The 13267-nt window shown below is 44.5% G+C and carries 12 protein-coding genes and 2 tRNA genes; 11 read left to right on the forward strand and 3 right to left on the reverse strand.

Annotated features, from left to right (window positions below; translation table 11 throughout):
• Positions 1 to 385 precede the first annotated feature (385 nt).
• On the forward strand, positions 386 to 1231 hold the full coding sequence (locus tag C1S74_RS14225) for a magnesium transporter (RefSeq protein WP_045403832.1): 846 nt from the start codon (positions 386 to 388) through the stop codon (positions 1229 to 1231).
• On the opposite strand, the gene dacB is transcribed toward C1S74_RS14225, so the two are convergent.
• Positions 1210 to 2634, reverse strand: a complete 1425-nt coding sequence (gene dacB, locus C1S74_RS14230) for a serine-type D-Ala-D-Ala carboxypeptidase (RefSeq protein ID WP_045403833.1) — start codon at positions 2632 to 2634, stop codon at positions 1210 to 1212. The two genes, C1S74_RS14225 and dacB, sit on opposite strands and share 22 nt — an antisense overlap.
• 117 nt (positions 2635 to 2751) lie before the next feature.
• Positions 2752 to 3756: a porin gene (locus C1S74_RS14235; protein ID WP_045403835.1), complete on the reverse strand. Its 1005-nt coding sequence runs from the start codon at positions 3754 to 3756 to the stop codon at positions 2752 to 2754.
• Between the two features lie 535 nt (positions 3757 to 4291).
• Between C1S74_RS14235 and greA the strand changes: the two genes are divergently transcribed.
• Positions 4292 to 4765: a transcription elongation factor GreA gene (greA, locus tag C1S74_RS14240; RefSeq protein ID WP_045403837.1), complete on the forward strand. Its 474-nt coding sequence runs from the start codon at positions 4292 to 4294 to the stop codon at positions 4763 to 4765.
• A 79-nt stretch (positions 4766 to 4844) separates the two neighbouring features.
• Here the strand turns inward: greA and yhbY are convergent, their stop codons facing one another.
• On the reverse strand, positions 4845 to 5141 hold the full coding sequence (gene yhbY, locus C1S74_RS14245) for a ribosome assembly RNA-binding protein YhbY (protein WP_005380066.1): 297 nt from the start codon (positions 5139 to 5141) through the stop codon (positions 4845 to 4847).
• Positions 5142 to 5279: 138 nt separating this feature from the next.
• Between yhbY and rlmE the strand changes: the two genes are divergently transcribed.
• The 9 genes from rlmE to nusA all read left to right on the forward strand — a co-directional run bounded on the left by rlmE (position 5280) and on the right by nusA (position 13262).
• Positions 5280 to 5909 carry a 23S rRNA (uridine(2552)-2'-O)-methyltransferase RlmE gene (gene rlmE / locus C1S74_RS14250; RefSeq protein WP_045403838.1) on the forward strand — a complete coding sequence of 210 codons (630 nt, stop codon included), beginning with the start codon at positions 5280 to 5282 and terminating at the stop codon, positions 5907 to 5909.
• A 108-nt stretch (positions 5910 to 6017) separates the two neighbouring features.
• A complete protein-coding gene (ftsH, locus tag C1S74_RS14255) occupies positions 6018 to 7997 on the forward strand; it encodes an ATP-dependent zinc metalloprotease FtsH (RefSeq protein WP_045403840.1) in 1980 nt (659 codons plus the stop codon).
• 69 nt (positions 7998 to 8066) lie between these two features.
• A complete protein-coding gene (gene folP, locus C1S74_RS14260; protein WP_045403842.1) occupies positions 8067 to 8897 on the forward strand; it encodes a dihydropteroate synthase in 831 nt (276 codons plus the stop codon).
• Between the two features lie 21 nt (positions 8898 to 8918).
• Positions 8919 to 10259, forward strand: coding sequence for a phosphoglucosamine mutase (gene glmM / locus C1S74_RS14265; protein WP_045403844.1), 1341 nt, complete (start codon positions 8919 to 8921; stop codon positions 10257 to 10259).
• A 223-nt stretch (positions 10260 to 10482) separates the two neighbouring features.
• Positions 10483 to 10821 carry a preprotein translocase subunit SecG gene (gene secG / locus C1S74_RS14270; protein ID WP_045403846.1) on the forward strand — a complete coding sequence of 113 codons (339 nt, stop codon included), beginning with the start codon at positions 10483 to 10485 and terminating at the stop codon, positions 10819 to 10821.
• Between the two features lie 17 nt (positions 10822 to 10838).
• A tRNA-Leu gene (locus C1S74_RS14275) sits at positions 10839 to 10922 on the forward strand.
• A 56-nt stretch (positions 10923 to 10978) separates the two neighbouring features.
• Positions 10979 to 11055: transfer RNA gene (locus C1S74_RS14280), tRNA-Met, on the forward strand.
• Between the two features lie 227 nt (positions 11056 to 11282).
• Positions 11283 to 11738, forward strand: a complete 456-nt coding sequence (gene rimP, locus C1S74_RS14285; RefSeq protein WP_038865875.1) for a ribosome maturation factor RimP — start codon at positions 11283 to 11285, stop codon at positions 11736 to 11738.
• 36 nt (positions 11739 to 11774) lie between these two features.
• Positions 11775 to 13262 (forward strand): transcription termination factor NusA, encoded by a 1488-nt coding sequence (gene nusA / locus C1S74_RS14290; protein WP_045403847.1) that lies wholly within the window; start codon positions 11775 to 11777, stop codon positions 13260 to 13262.
• The last annotated feature ends 5 nt before the right edge of the window (positions 13263 to 13267 follow it).

Below are 13267 nucleotides of genomic sequence, written 5' to 3' on the forward strand. Positions count from 1 at the left end.
CTTTTTTTGTATTAAAATTTGGTGAAATCGTGTGACATTGACTGTAAAAACAGATGAACTTTGTTACTATACGCGCGCTGCAAAATGAGCAGCTTTATCGGAGATTTACATGAACAATACCGACCATCCTCCCAGTTGCTGGGTGAGTAAGATTAAGGGAGCGAAGTAACCCGCTTCGGTATTGGCGATCTCCGCCTTACCTGAGTGGTAAGGCATCTTTTCTATTTTTCCTTCTTGTTATTTCCTTCAACTAATTCTGAACAGACAGTGCAATTGCATTGATGTCTTCACGCATCTTGATTTTCTTATATAGAAAGCAAGTGCGCGAACAACTTTTTGCGCGCGTTGTCGATGGTCGTTACCAATGCCAATCGGGAGATTCGCCATGACGGTAATGAACAACACTTTTATTGAAACAACACCAAACTTCTCAGAGGTTGAAATTGGTGCCGCTCGTAATGCATTTCTGCAATATGAGCAGGAGCAACAGCTACACTTATTGACCGTAATGCCTATCGACGAAGCCGTCGGTATTTTACAGCACTGCTCGGTTGGTTATGTGAACAGCCTAATTGCTCAACTGGAACAAGCAGGATATGACAAACGAGCGAGACATTATGCGCACCAGCTGGGGCTGCATATGTCAGAGGTTGATACACCGGACGGTTATTTATCGACGAGTGTTATCGAGCATGTGAAGCAGCGCATTGGCTGGATCATTGCCCTTGCATTACTTGGTATTGTCTCTGGACTTATCATCGCTCAATACGAGGACACACTAAGCCAATTGGTTTTGCTGGCTGTATACATGCCTGTGATTGCTGCTGCTGGTGGTAATACAGGAACGCAGGCGGCTACGTTGGTTATCCGAGCTCTTGCAACTGGGGAGCTTAAGAAGCGTCAATGGCTTGCCGTGCTTTGGAAAGAAAGCCGCGTCGCTTTATGTATCGCGTTTACGATTTCTATCGTGATGATTGGCAGAATTATGCTGTTTAGCGGTAATCAATCAACGGGCGGTTTTGAGCTTGAAACCATCGCATTTGCTATTGCAGTCGCTCTGTTTATTCAGGTGACGATTTCGACGACATTAGGTGGGCTACTGCCTATTGTTGCTCGAGCATTTAAACTGGACCCAGCCGTTTTGGTGAGCCCAGTTTTAGCATCAATTGTTGATATCTCAGGTATGTGGATTTACTTTACCGTTGTTAACTACTTCTTAGGCATTGCCTGACTGAAGCTGATAATGTCTTGATAGAAGAGTTTCTCAAAACGCGTAATAGGGGCGACGACAGGTTTGTTATCGTCCCTTTTTTCTGGGAAATAATCCGATACAAACTGAACAAACACAGTGTTTGGTTTACCATTCTTATCTAACCCATACCCTGCCATATTGTAAGTCCCGTACAACGAGCCACTCTTTGCTATCAACTGCCCTTTGATTGGTGCTTTACGCATACTTTTGCGGTACTGCAAAGTCCCAGACTCACCTGACCTTGGCATAATGGCGATTAGGTTGAGTTCCTTTTCATGCTGCCAAATGTAACGCAGGATTGCTGCCATAGAGGTTGCTGAGATTCGGTTATTACGTGATAATCCAGAGCCATCTTCTAGTCTTGCATTACGGATATCGACGCCAGTATTGGCAAAAATAATTTGCTTGATCGCTTCTGTGCCATTGGCGAAGCTTCCTGCCTGGACAAAAAACTTCGCGCCCAATGTTTTGGTTAGTGTATCGGCAATAAGGTTATCAGAGCGTTTAAGCATTTGATCCAACAATTGAGGTAAAGGCTTCGATTCATGTATCGCGAGCAATTTACGCTGCTTTTCTGGAGGCGTGCCGATACGGATATTGCCTTTCAAGCTGATTCCAACTTGTTTAAGCAACTTCTCCAATTTTTTGCTGGTGTAACTTTCTGGATCTTGCACGGCAAATTTAAGAGGTAACGGTTTGTCCCCTCGGTCAACGAGGCAGCCGTTAAGTTCATAATGATTGTCAGGCTTGGCAATTAGGTCTAAATCGCAATGACGGCTCTTTTGAACGCTTCTAGAGACGGTTTTTACACTAGTGCTGACATTAATTGGCTGATGCTCAGGAACATAAACCCGCGTTGAACCGTTTTTCTTGGTGTAGATGGAAGCTTGAACACAGTTGTCATTCAGAGTGATCGCCGATGCTGGCGCGCTATAACAAACCCCTAGGATATCCCATGGCCAGCCGACCGCGCGGTTGTATCCAGTAAAGGCACTATTATCGAGCCATAGATCGCCTTTGATTTGTGTTAAACCGTTTTTCTTTGCGCGAGTCAGTAGATTTTTGAGATCGCCAGTCAGCAACGTTGGATCACCAGAAAAATGAATGACGGCGTCCGAACTAGAGCTTTCTAAGGTAGTGCGAAAAGCAAAGTTGTTTCCCAGTTCAAGTTTCGCAGCCAAGGCGGTGACGACTTTTAGCGTGCTAGCTGGCGGGAAATACTGGTCGGTTGGATGAATACCGGTTAGCTCACTTTGGTCGTTGAGTTTTTCAGCAATCAAGCTGACACGCGAACCTTCTGGTAAGACCTCTTGGTGAGGGTAGGCTATTGATGTGAGTGGGGCGAGACTAGAAAAAAGTAATAAAGACCAACGTAAGCGCATAATGACATTTCGTGAGGTTAGTTATGCAATTGAGTATATACCGAAAAATTGCAGAATTCTGGATATAAAAAATGCCCGCATAGTGCGAGCATTTTATCTTCAAGTCTTAAGACTGAATTAGAAGTCGTAACGTAGGCCTAGAGCTAGCTCGTCTTCTGCGTCAGCTTTAGTCGCTTTGTAGTTAGCAGACTCTGTTGAACCCATTTTATCGCCAGCATCAATTAGGTTGAAGTTGTACGATACGTAACCACGGAAGTTAGGCTTGAAGTAGTAAGACGCGTCGATAGCGAAGTTGTTCGCTGAAGTATCGCCGTTTGTCTCTGCGTTGTTGTATGTAGAAGTGAATACAGTTTGACCTAGAGTGTAAGCACCCGCTAGTTCGTAACCTGTGTAGTCTACAGTGTTTTTGAAGTCAGCTTCTTTTTCGCCGTCAGTGAATACACCAGCGAAGTATAGGTCGCTCATTGTGTAAGAAGCAGCAAGCATGTATTCGTTAGCGTCAGCTTGATCTGCGTAACCAGCACCTAGGTCAAGACCAGTGTCGCCTAGAGTGTAGATTGCAGATAGTGAGTAACCATCTTCGCCGTTGTCTTTGTATGCGCCGTTTTCTTCTACACGGTCAGCAAAACGGTAGCTAGCTTTAACAGCTAGGTTCTCGAATTGGCCTTTGTAAGAGAACATGTTGTCTGAACGGTCAGCAGCAGCTAGTTTGTCAGCAGCTGTGTTACCAGCGTAAGCCATGATATCAGTAAAGTCAGTGATAACACCTAGTGCACCGTCGTTTTTACCGTAAGTAACTTCACCGAAAGCACCGCCTAGACCAGCGTATGCGTAACGAGTGTCTAGATTGCTGTTACCGTCTACACCGCCGTCTTCAGCAGTAGTGAATTCACCTTCCCAGAAACCAACACCGTATAGGTTGTCGTTGATTGCTTGAGTACCAAGGAAGTTTAGACGGATGCGAGAGTTGTCCGCTACGTCGCCATCTTTCATAGATAGACGCGCTTCAGCACGGCCGCCCATTTCTAGAGAAGTGCCGTCTTGGTTGTAAAGTTCAGCTGCGTTAACGCCAGTTGCCATAGCTGCTGCAGATACAGAAAGAGCAATTAGAGTCTTTTTCATCTTATTTGTCCTAGTTAGCTGTCCATAATCATTGTTTTATGGGGGAGAGGTTGTCTCTCACAAGTTGTTGTAGTGCGTATAGTTTCACTCGTGAGAATCGCCCACATTCGAAAAAGCTATGACGTAACAACTTGCCGGACATGTTTTACTGCTAAAGTTTCCTTATGAGTTAGTAAAATGATATAAATCCAACTAATGAACAGTGTTCAATTGTTGTTGGTTTTAAAGTAAGTTGCTGTATTTTAATGATTATAGAGGGGTTAACATTGGTCTGACATTGATTTGTTTTTATCTTTTTTGATGTTTTTAATGTAATGAACAGTGTTGTTTTTCAATAAATTGCGATGATAGTTAAATCTAAAAACAATTCGTGGCTCTGCATTTCCTAAGCTGCCACGCTATGAAATCGAATTAGGGTGATTTCATATCGGAGTTTGTTTAAACTAACTGAAACAAATCTTTGAACGCACTACCTAACCATTCGGTTGGGTGGGCTTTTTTTGTCCAAAGACACCTTTGGCCTTGAGGTTATATAATGGAAAAAGTTCCAATGACAATGCGTGGCGAACAATTACTACGCACAGAACTCGAACGTCTACTAAAGCTTCGCCCACAGATTTCAGAAGCAATCGCAGAAGCACGCGAACTTGGTGACTTGAAGGAAAACGCGGAATACCACGCAGCTCGTGAAGAGCAGGGAATCTGTGAAGCACAAATTCGTGACATCGAATACAAACTGTCTGTGGCTCAGGTTATTGACGTAACTAAGATGGACAACACGGGCAAAGTAATTTTTGGTTCAACCGTCACTCTGATCGATTGCGATACAGAAGAAGAGAAGACCTACCAAATCGTTGGTGATGACGAAGCGGATATTAAAGCTGGTCGAATCTCTGTTAGTTCTCCAATCGCTCGTGGTTTGATTGGTAAGATGGAAGGCGACGAAGTCGTTATTCAAACCCCTGGTGGTGCGAAAGACTTCGAAATCGACAGCGTAGAATACGTGTAATCACTCGATATGTCTTATCGCTAGATGCAAAAAAGGTCGCCATTGGCGACCTTTTCTTCTTCCATAGAGTAAGTTGGGATTACTTACGAGGAATTTCGATTTTACGCTCTTCAGATTGGCGGTACAGCACAAGTACTTTACCAATAGTCTGAACTTTTTCAGCGCCCGTCTCACGTACGATAGCGTCGATGATTAGCTGTTTTGTCTCACGATCTTCTGATGCAACTTTCACTTTGATCAGTTCGTGATGGTTTAGAGCGATTTCAATTTCTGCTAGCACGGCTTCTGTAAGTCCATTTGCGCCCATTAGCACAACAGGTTTTAAACTGTGAGCCAGGCCTTTAAGGTGCTGCTTTTGTTTGGTGCTTAGGTTCATTACGCGGCCAATTTTCTTTAAAATAAGGGTTGAAAAAAGCTATTTTAACGCCATCTATTGCTGAAGACTATAATTTATTGAGTAATAGGTTGAGCCTATTAAAACAATAGCTCCTATTTGCGCCTTGTTGGGATTAAAATGAGTAAACAAAAACATTCGGCTAGTTCTGGTCGTTGGTTGAAAGAACACTTTGATGATAAATACGCTAACGAAGCTCGTAAAAAAGGCTATCGTTCTCGTGCTTACTTCAAAATTGATGAGATCCAAACGAAAGATAAATTGTTGAAACCTGGCATGACTGTGGTCGATTTAGGCGCAGCTCCGGGTGGTTGGTCTCAATATGCTGCTAAGATAATAGGTGACGAAGGACAAATCATTGCGTGTGACTTGCTACCAATGGATCCAATCGCTGGTGTAAGCTTCCTACAAGGTGACTTTCGTGACGATGCAGTATTAGAAGCGTTGTTGGAAAGAATCCAACCTTCGATGGTAGACGTAGTAATGTCTGACATGGCGCCTAATATTGCAGGCAACAACTCAGTAGATCAGCCGCGAGCTATGTATTTAGTTGAATTGGCTTTAGATATGTGTCGACAAGTTCTAGCACCTAATGGTAGCTTTGTCGTAAAGGTTTTCCAGGGGGAAGGCTTCGACGAGTACGTTAAAGAAGTCCGAAACATGTTTAAAGCCGTAAAAATCAGAAAACCAGACTCATCGCGAGCTCGCTCACGAGAAGTCTTTGTTGTAGCCACTGGTTACAAAGGTTAACTATTTCGCTCGTTTAGAGCATGGTTAACACTATAGCTACAGGTCATAAACTGTAGTACCCTACCTTTAATTACAATTAGTTATCGAGAGGCTGACACCTTGAGTGACATGGCAAAAAATTTAATTCTGTGGCTTGTTATCGCTGTCGTGTTGATGTCGGTATTCCAGAGCTTTGGCCCTGGAGAGAGCAATGGCAGAACCGTGGATTACACCACGTTTGTACAGGAAGTTGGCCAAGGCCAGATTCAAGAAGCAACTTTTAAAGACGGTGAGATTAGTTTCGTTCGTCGTGGCGGTGGTGCCAAAATGGTCACCTACATGCCAGTGTATGATCAGAAGCTTCTAGATGACCTAATTAACCAGAATGTAAAAGTACAAGGTACGCCTCCTGAAGAGCAGAGCTTACTAGGTACTATCTTCATTTCTTGGTTCCCAATGATCTTACTGATTGGTGTGTGGATTTTCTTCATGCGTCAAATGCAAGGCGGCGGCGGTAAAGGCGCAATGTCCTTCGGTAAGAGTAAAGCTCGTATGATGAGCGAAGAACAAATCAAGACGACTTTTGCTGACGTCGCAGGCTGTGATGAAGCAAAAGAAGACGTTAAAGAACTGGTGGATTACCTGCGCGATCCGAGCCGTTTCCAGAAACTGGGCGGTAAGATCCCAACGGGTGTTCTAATGGTTGGTCCTCCTGGTACCGGTAAAACGCTATTAGCAAAAGCCATTGCAGGTGAGGCGAAAGTACCGTTCTTTACTATCTCTGGTTCTGATTTCGTAGAAATGTTTGTTGGTGTTGGTGCATCTCGTGTGCGTGACATGTTCGAACAAGCGAAGAAAGCGGCACCTTGTATCATCTTTATCGATGAGATCGATGCGGTAGGTCGTCAGCGTGGTGCTGGTGTTGGTGGTGGTCACGATGAACGTGAACAAACACTAAACCAAATGCTAGTAGAAATGGATGGTTTTGAAGGTAACGAAGGTATCATCGTTATCGCTGCGACTAACCGTCCTGACGTATTGGACCCAGCGTTGCTACGTCCAGGTCGTTTTGACCGCCAAGTTGTGGTTGGTCTACCTGATGTACGTGGTCGTGAACAGATTCTTAAAGTACACATGCGTAAAGTGCCTCTTGCTGGCGATGTAGAGCCTTCTCTCATTGCACGTGGTACGCCTGGTTTCTCTGGTGCTGATCTTGCTAACTTGGTCAACGAAGCTGCACTGTTTGCTGCTCGCGGCAACAAACGCAATGTATCTATGGTTGAGTTTGAACTAGCAAAAGACAAAATCATGATGGGTGCAGAGCGCCGTTCAATGGTGATGTCTGAAGAGACAAAAGAGTCTACGGCTTACCACGAAGCTGGTCATGCTATTGTTGGTCGTCTCGTGCCTGAACATGATCCAGTGTATAAAGTATCTATCATTCCACGTGGACGTGCGCTTGGTGTGACAATGTACTTACCAGAGCAAGACCGCGTAAGCATGAACCGTCAACATCTTGAGTCAATGATTTCTAGTTTGTACGGTGGTCGACTGGCTGAAGAACTTATTTACGGCAAAGAGAAAGTATCAACTGGTGCATCAAACGATATTGAACGTGCAACAGATATTGCTCGTAAGATGGTGACACAGTGGGGTTTTTCTGAAAAATTAGGTCCGCTTCTTTATGCAGAAGACGAAGGCGAAGTATTCCTTGGACGTAGTGTGACACAGACTAAACACATGTCTGATGATACAGCGAAACTTATCGATGACGAAGTCCGTAAGATCATCGACCGCAACTACGATCGTGCGAAGCAAATTCTGGAAGACAACATGGATATCATGCATGCGATGAAAGATGCGCTAATGAAGTATGAAACCATTGATGCTGGCCAGATTGATGACCTGATGGAACGCAAAGCAGACATTCGTGAGCCTGCTGGTTGGGGTGATAAACCTACTAATAAACCAGAAGACGACGATAAGCCTCAAGCGAAGCCTGAAGTAAAAGCGGAAGAGAAGCCTGTTGAGCCTACTAAACCAGTAGAGCAATCAACGTCTCAAGAAGCGACTTCAAGCGAAGTGCCAGAAAAGAAAGACTCTGAATAAAGAGTAGTCTTTGATAAGAAACCCCGAGTTAAGCTCGGGGTTTTTGTTTATGTTGTAATTATTAAAGCTATGATCATTAAAGCAAACAATAAATCCCTCAACCTATCCCATCCTCACGTGATGGCGATTCTCAATGTCACGCCGGATTCATTCTCTGATGGTGGCAAGTTCAATAATCTTGATTCTGCTTTAATCCAAGCTGAGAAAATGATTAAGGCTGGAGTGAGCATTATTGATATCGGTGGCGAATCGACACGTCCAGGGGCGCCAGACGTTACATTAGAGGAAGAGTTGCAACGTGTTGTTCCTGTGATCAAAGCTATCCGTGAAAAGCACGATGTTTGGATTTCTGTTGATACCAGTAAAGCAGAAGTGATGCGTCAAGCGATTGAGGCTGGTGCAGACCTCATTAATGATGTTCGTGCCCTTCAAGAGCCGGGAGCGTTAGAGGTGGCTGCTGCATCAAACTTACCAATCTGTTTGATGCACATGAAAGGGCAACCTCGAACCATGCAAGCTAACCCTCACTATGATGATTTGATGAGTGATGTGGCTGAATTTCTGCATGAACGTATTACCGCGTGCGAATCGGTAGGGATCGAAAAGTCACAACTTATTCTTGATCCTGGTTTTGGTTTTGGCAAAACCATAGAACACAATTATCATATGCTTGCTCATCTCGACAAGTTTCATGACTTTGGTTTACCTATATTGGCTGGAATGTCGCGTAAGTCCATGATTTTTAAATTATTGGATAAGCCAGCGAGCGAGTGTGCTAACGCAAGCGTTGTCTGTGCTACTTTAGCAGCGATGAAAGGTGCACAGATCATTCGAGTTCATGATTTTGAAGAAACCATTGAAGCAATGAAAATTGTCGAGATGACGAAAAATAATATCTAAAAAAGAATTAAGGAAAGTTTTATGTCTGATAAAAGACGTTACTTTGGTACCGACGGTGTGCGCGGGAAAGTAGGACAATACCCAATTACCCCTGATTTCGTACTTAAGCTTGGCTGGGCTGCTGGTCGTGTACTAGCAAAACAAGGCACTAAGAAAGTGATCATCGGTAAAGATACGCGTATCTCTGGCTACATGCTTGAATCTGCGCTAGAAGCCGGTCTTGCTGCTGCGGGATTAAAAGCGACCTTTACTGGTCCGATGCCAACACCGGCTGTGGCATACCTAACGCAAACCTTCCGTGCGGAAGCGGGTATTGTGATTTCTGCTTCACACAACCCTTATTACGACAACGGCATTAAGTTCTTCTCGTCTGAGGGTACTAAATTACCAGATGATATCGAGCTTGCTATTGAAGCTGAGCTAGACAAAGACATCGAGTGTGTTGAGTCTGCTGAGCTCGGTAAAGCTACGCGTCTAAATGATGCTGCTGGTCGTTACATTGAATTCTGTAAGAGCACGTTCCCATCAGAGCTTAGCCTAGCAAGTCTTAAGATTGTCGTTGACTGCGCACACGGTGCGACTTACCACATCGCTCCTAATGTATTCAAAGAGTTAGGTGCAGAAGTTGTTGCTATGGGGGTTGAGCCAAACGGTACTAACATCAACGCTGAAGTTGGCGCGACTGACGTTCGTGCGCTACAAAAGCGTGTTGTAGAAGAGCAAGCTCATCTTGGTCTGGCGTTCGATGGTGACGGTGACCGTATCATTATGGTTGACCATTTAGGTAACAAGATCGACGGTGACCAAATCGCTTACATCATCGCACGTGACGCACTGCGTCGTGGTGAGCTAAAAGGTGGTGTCGTTGGTACGCTAATGACAAACCTAGGCATGGAAAATGGTTTGAAGCAATTAGGCATTCCATTTGTGCGTGCAGCAGTGGGTGACCGTTATGTGATGGAACAGCTGCTTGCTAAAGGCTGGAAAATTGGCGCGGAAAATTCTGGCCACGTTATCTTGCTAGACAAAGTAACAACGGGTGATGCTATCGTAGCAGCACTGCAGGTGATTGCGTCTGTAGTTGGTAGTGATATGTCGTTGCATGACTTGTCTCAAGGTATGACACTTTACCCTCAAGTGCTTGAGAATGTCCGTTTTGCTGGTGATAACAATCCACTTGAAGAGCAAGCCGTACTAGACTCTGTAGCGGCGGTTGAAGCGGAGTTAGGCGATAAAGGCCGTGTATTGCTTCGTAAGTCGGGCACAGAGCCATTGATCCGAGTTATGGTGGAAGGTGAGGATGCAGACCTTGTTCAGAGCTCTGCGCTTAAGATTGCCGAAGCTGTAAAAGCAAGTTGTTAATCATTGCTTTAATGCCTTTTGCGAGAGAAAAGGGCAACTTTTGCCCTTTTTTTGAGCGCTTAATGCGTTAGTGCTGATTTTTTGCTAATTTTCCCTTGTCAGCGTTACTGGCTTTCGCTAGTATTGCTCCGCCTCCCGTTAGGAGGTCGCTAGCCTTGTTCTAAAATGAAAATATTATTTTTGAACGGCGCTGGCTCAACAATTTGGAACATAGGTGGAAAAAATGTTTTCAGTTCTACTTGTGATTTACCTGTTGGCGGCGCTTGGTGTGATTGGCCTTGTGTTGATTCAACAAGGTAAAGGCGCAGATATGGGAGCCTCGTTCGGTGCAGGTGCTTCAAACACAGTGTTTGGCGCAAGCGGCTCAGGTAATTTCTTAACCCGAACAACTGCTATTTTAGCAACCGTATTTTTTATCATTAGCTTGTTACTTGGTCGTATGTCTACGCACAAGACTGAGTCACAATGGGTAGACCCAACATTAGGTCAACCAGTTGTAGAACAAGTTAAAGATGCAGCGAGTGAAGTTCCAGCACCTACTGGTGATGGGATTCCTCAATAAGCTGTAAAAGTTTATGCGCCGAGATGGTGAAATTGGTAGACACGCTAGCATGAGGTGCTAGTGCCTTTGGTGTGAGGGTTCGAGTCCCTCTCTCGGCACCATGAGTTTACAAACTTGTAAATCACTTGTTTGAGGGTATAATGCTCAGCAAGTCGGACGCGGGGTGGAGCAGCTTGGTAGCTCGTCGGGCTCATAACCCGAAGGTCGTCGGTTCAAATCCGGCCCCCGCAACCAATCTCTTCTTTCATTGGAAAGAATGATGCGATTGGCAAGTTTGCACAGTGCTAACCACACTGTGAGTTAAGAAAAGCATTTTTGGCTATTCTTAACGTATCAGGGTCCAGCAGCATAAAACCCCGACTTTCGGGGTTTTTTGTTATCTGAGTTTTTATAATCGCTCAGATACTGCTTGGTTTTTTGATTGGGCTCTGAGCCCTTTTTTTGTTTCTGGAGTGGTTAAAATGACTGGTTTAGAAAGACAACTTACTGAAATGCTTGAAGCTCCAGTAGAGGCATCAGGCTACGAGTTGGTTGGATTAGAATTTATTCGTGCGGGTGCGCACTCAACGTTACGTATTTACATCGACCATGAAAATGGCATCAATGTAGATGCCTGTGCAGAAGTTAGCCATCAGGTAAGTGCAGTATTAGACGTTGAAGATCCAATTTCTGTTGCTTACAGCCTAGAAGTTTCTTCTCCAGGCTTAGAAAGACCACTTTTCAAAGCAGCACATTACGAGCAATTTATTGGTCACGAGGTCAGCATCGTATTGAAAATGGCTGTTGCCAACCGCCGCAAGTGGGCAGGTACTATCCACAGCGTTGATGGTGAGACAATAGCGGTTACTGTTGAAGGGCAACAAGAAGAGTTTGCTCTAAGTAACATTTCAAAAGCTAACCTGATCCCTAAATTTTAGTTCCCTAAAAAAGTTTAAGCTTAGAGGCTAAATACAATGAGTAAAGAAATTTTAGCGGTAGCAGAAGCGGTATCGAATGAAAAAGCGGTACCTCGTGAGCGTATCTTTGAAGCTCTTGAGATTGCTCTAGCAACTTCTACTAAGAAAAAGTACGAGATCGAAATCGACGTACGTGTTGCTATTGACCGTAAAACGGGCGAATTCGAAACATTTCGTCGTTGGTTGATCGTAGAAGATGTAGAAAATCCAACAAAAGAAATCTCACTAGAAGCTGCACAGTATGAAGATCCAGAACTTCAACTAGGCGACTTTGTTGAAGATGATATCCCTTCAGTTACTTTTGACCGTATTACGACACAAACGGCTAAGCAAGTTATCGTACAGAAAGTACGTGAAGCTGAGCGTGCACAAATCGTTGAACAGTTCATTGACAATGAAGGTGACCTTATCACTGGCGTTGTTAAGAAAGTAAACCGTGAAACTATCGTAATGGACCTTGGTAACAACGCTGAAGCGGTAATCCTACGTGATGACCAACTTCCTCGTGAAAACTTCCGTCCAGGTGACCGTGTTCGTGGTCTTCTGTACAAAGTAGCTCCAGAAGCTCGTGGTTTCCAACTGTTCATCACGCGTTCTAAGCCTGAAATGCTAGCAGAGCTATTCCGTGTGGAAGTGCCTGAGATCGCTGAAGAAATCATCGAACTTAAAGGTGCGGCACGTGATCCAGGTTCTCGCGCTAAGATCGCGGTTAAAACAAACGATAAACGCATTGACCCAGTGGGCGCTTGTGTTGGTATGCGTGGTGCACGTGTACAAGCAGTATCTGGCGAACTTGGTGGTGAGCGTATCGATATCGTTCTTTGGGATGATAACCCTGCACAGTTTGTTATCAACGCAATGGCGCCAGCAGACGTAGCATCAATCATTGTTGATGAAGATGCACACTCAATGGACATCGCAGTTGAAGCAGACAACCTAGCACAAGCTATCGGTCGTGCAGGTCAAAACGTTCGTCTAGCTTCTCAACTGACTGGTTGGGAACTGAACGTAATGACTGTTGCAGATCTTCAGAAAAAACACGCTGAAGAATCTCAAGCATCAATCGAGAACTTCATGAAGTACCTAGACATTGAAGAAGACTTCGCTCAACTGCTTGTTGAAGAAGGTTTCTCAACGCTAGAAGAAATCGCATACGTACCAGTTAACGAACTGCTTGACGTAGACGGTCTTAACGAAGAACTTGTTGAAGAACTACGTAGCCGTGCTAAAGACGCACTAACCACTATCGCACTAGCACAAGAAGAGTCATTTGAAGGTCTTGAGCCGGCTGAAGACCTACTAGGTCTTGAAGGTCTAGAGCGTGAAATGGCGTTCAAACTAGCAGCGAAAGGTGTTGCAACACTAGAAGATCTAGCCGACCAAGGTATCGACGATTTAGAAGGTATTGAAGGCCTAACAGAAGAACGCGCAGGTGAGCTTATCATGGCTGCACGTAACATCTGTTGGTTCGGCGAAGAAGCATAATATCA

Source organism: Vibrio hyugaensis (genome assembly GCF_002906655.1).
In the GTDB taxonomy this organism is placed as follows: Bacteria; Pseudomonadota; Gammaproteobacteria; order Enterobacterales; family Vibrionaceae; genus Vibrio; species Vibrio hyugaensis.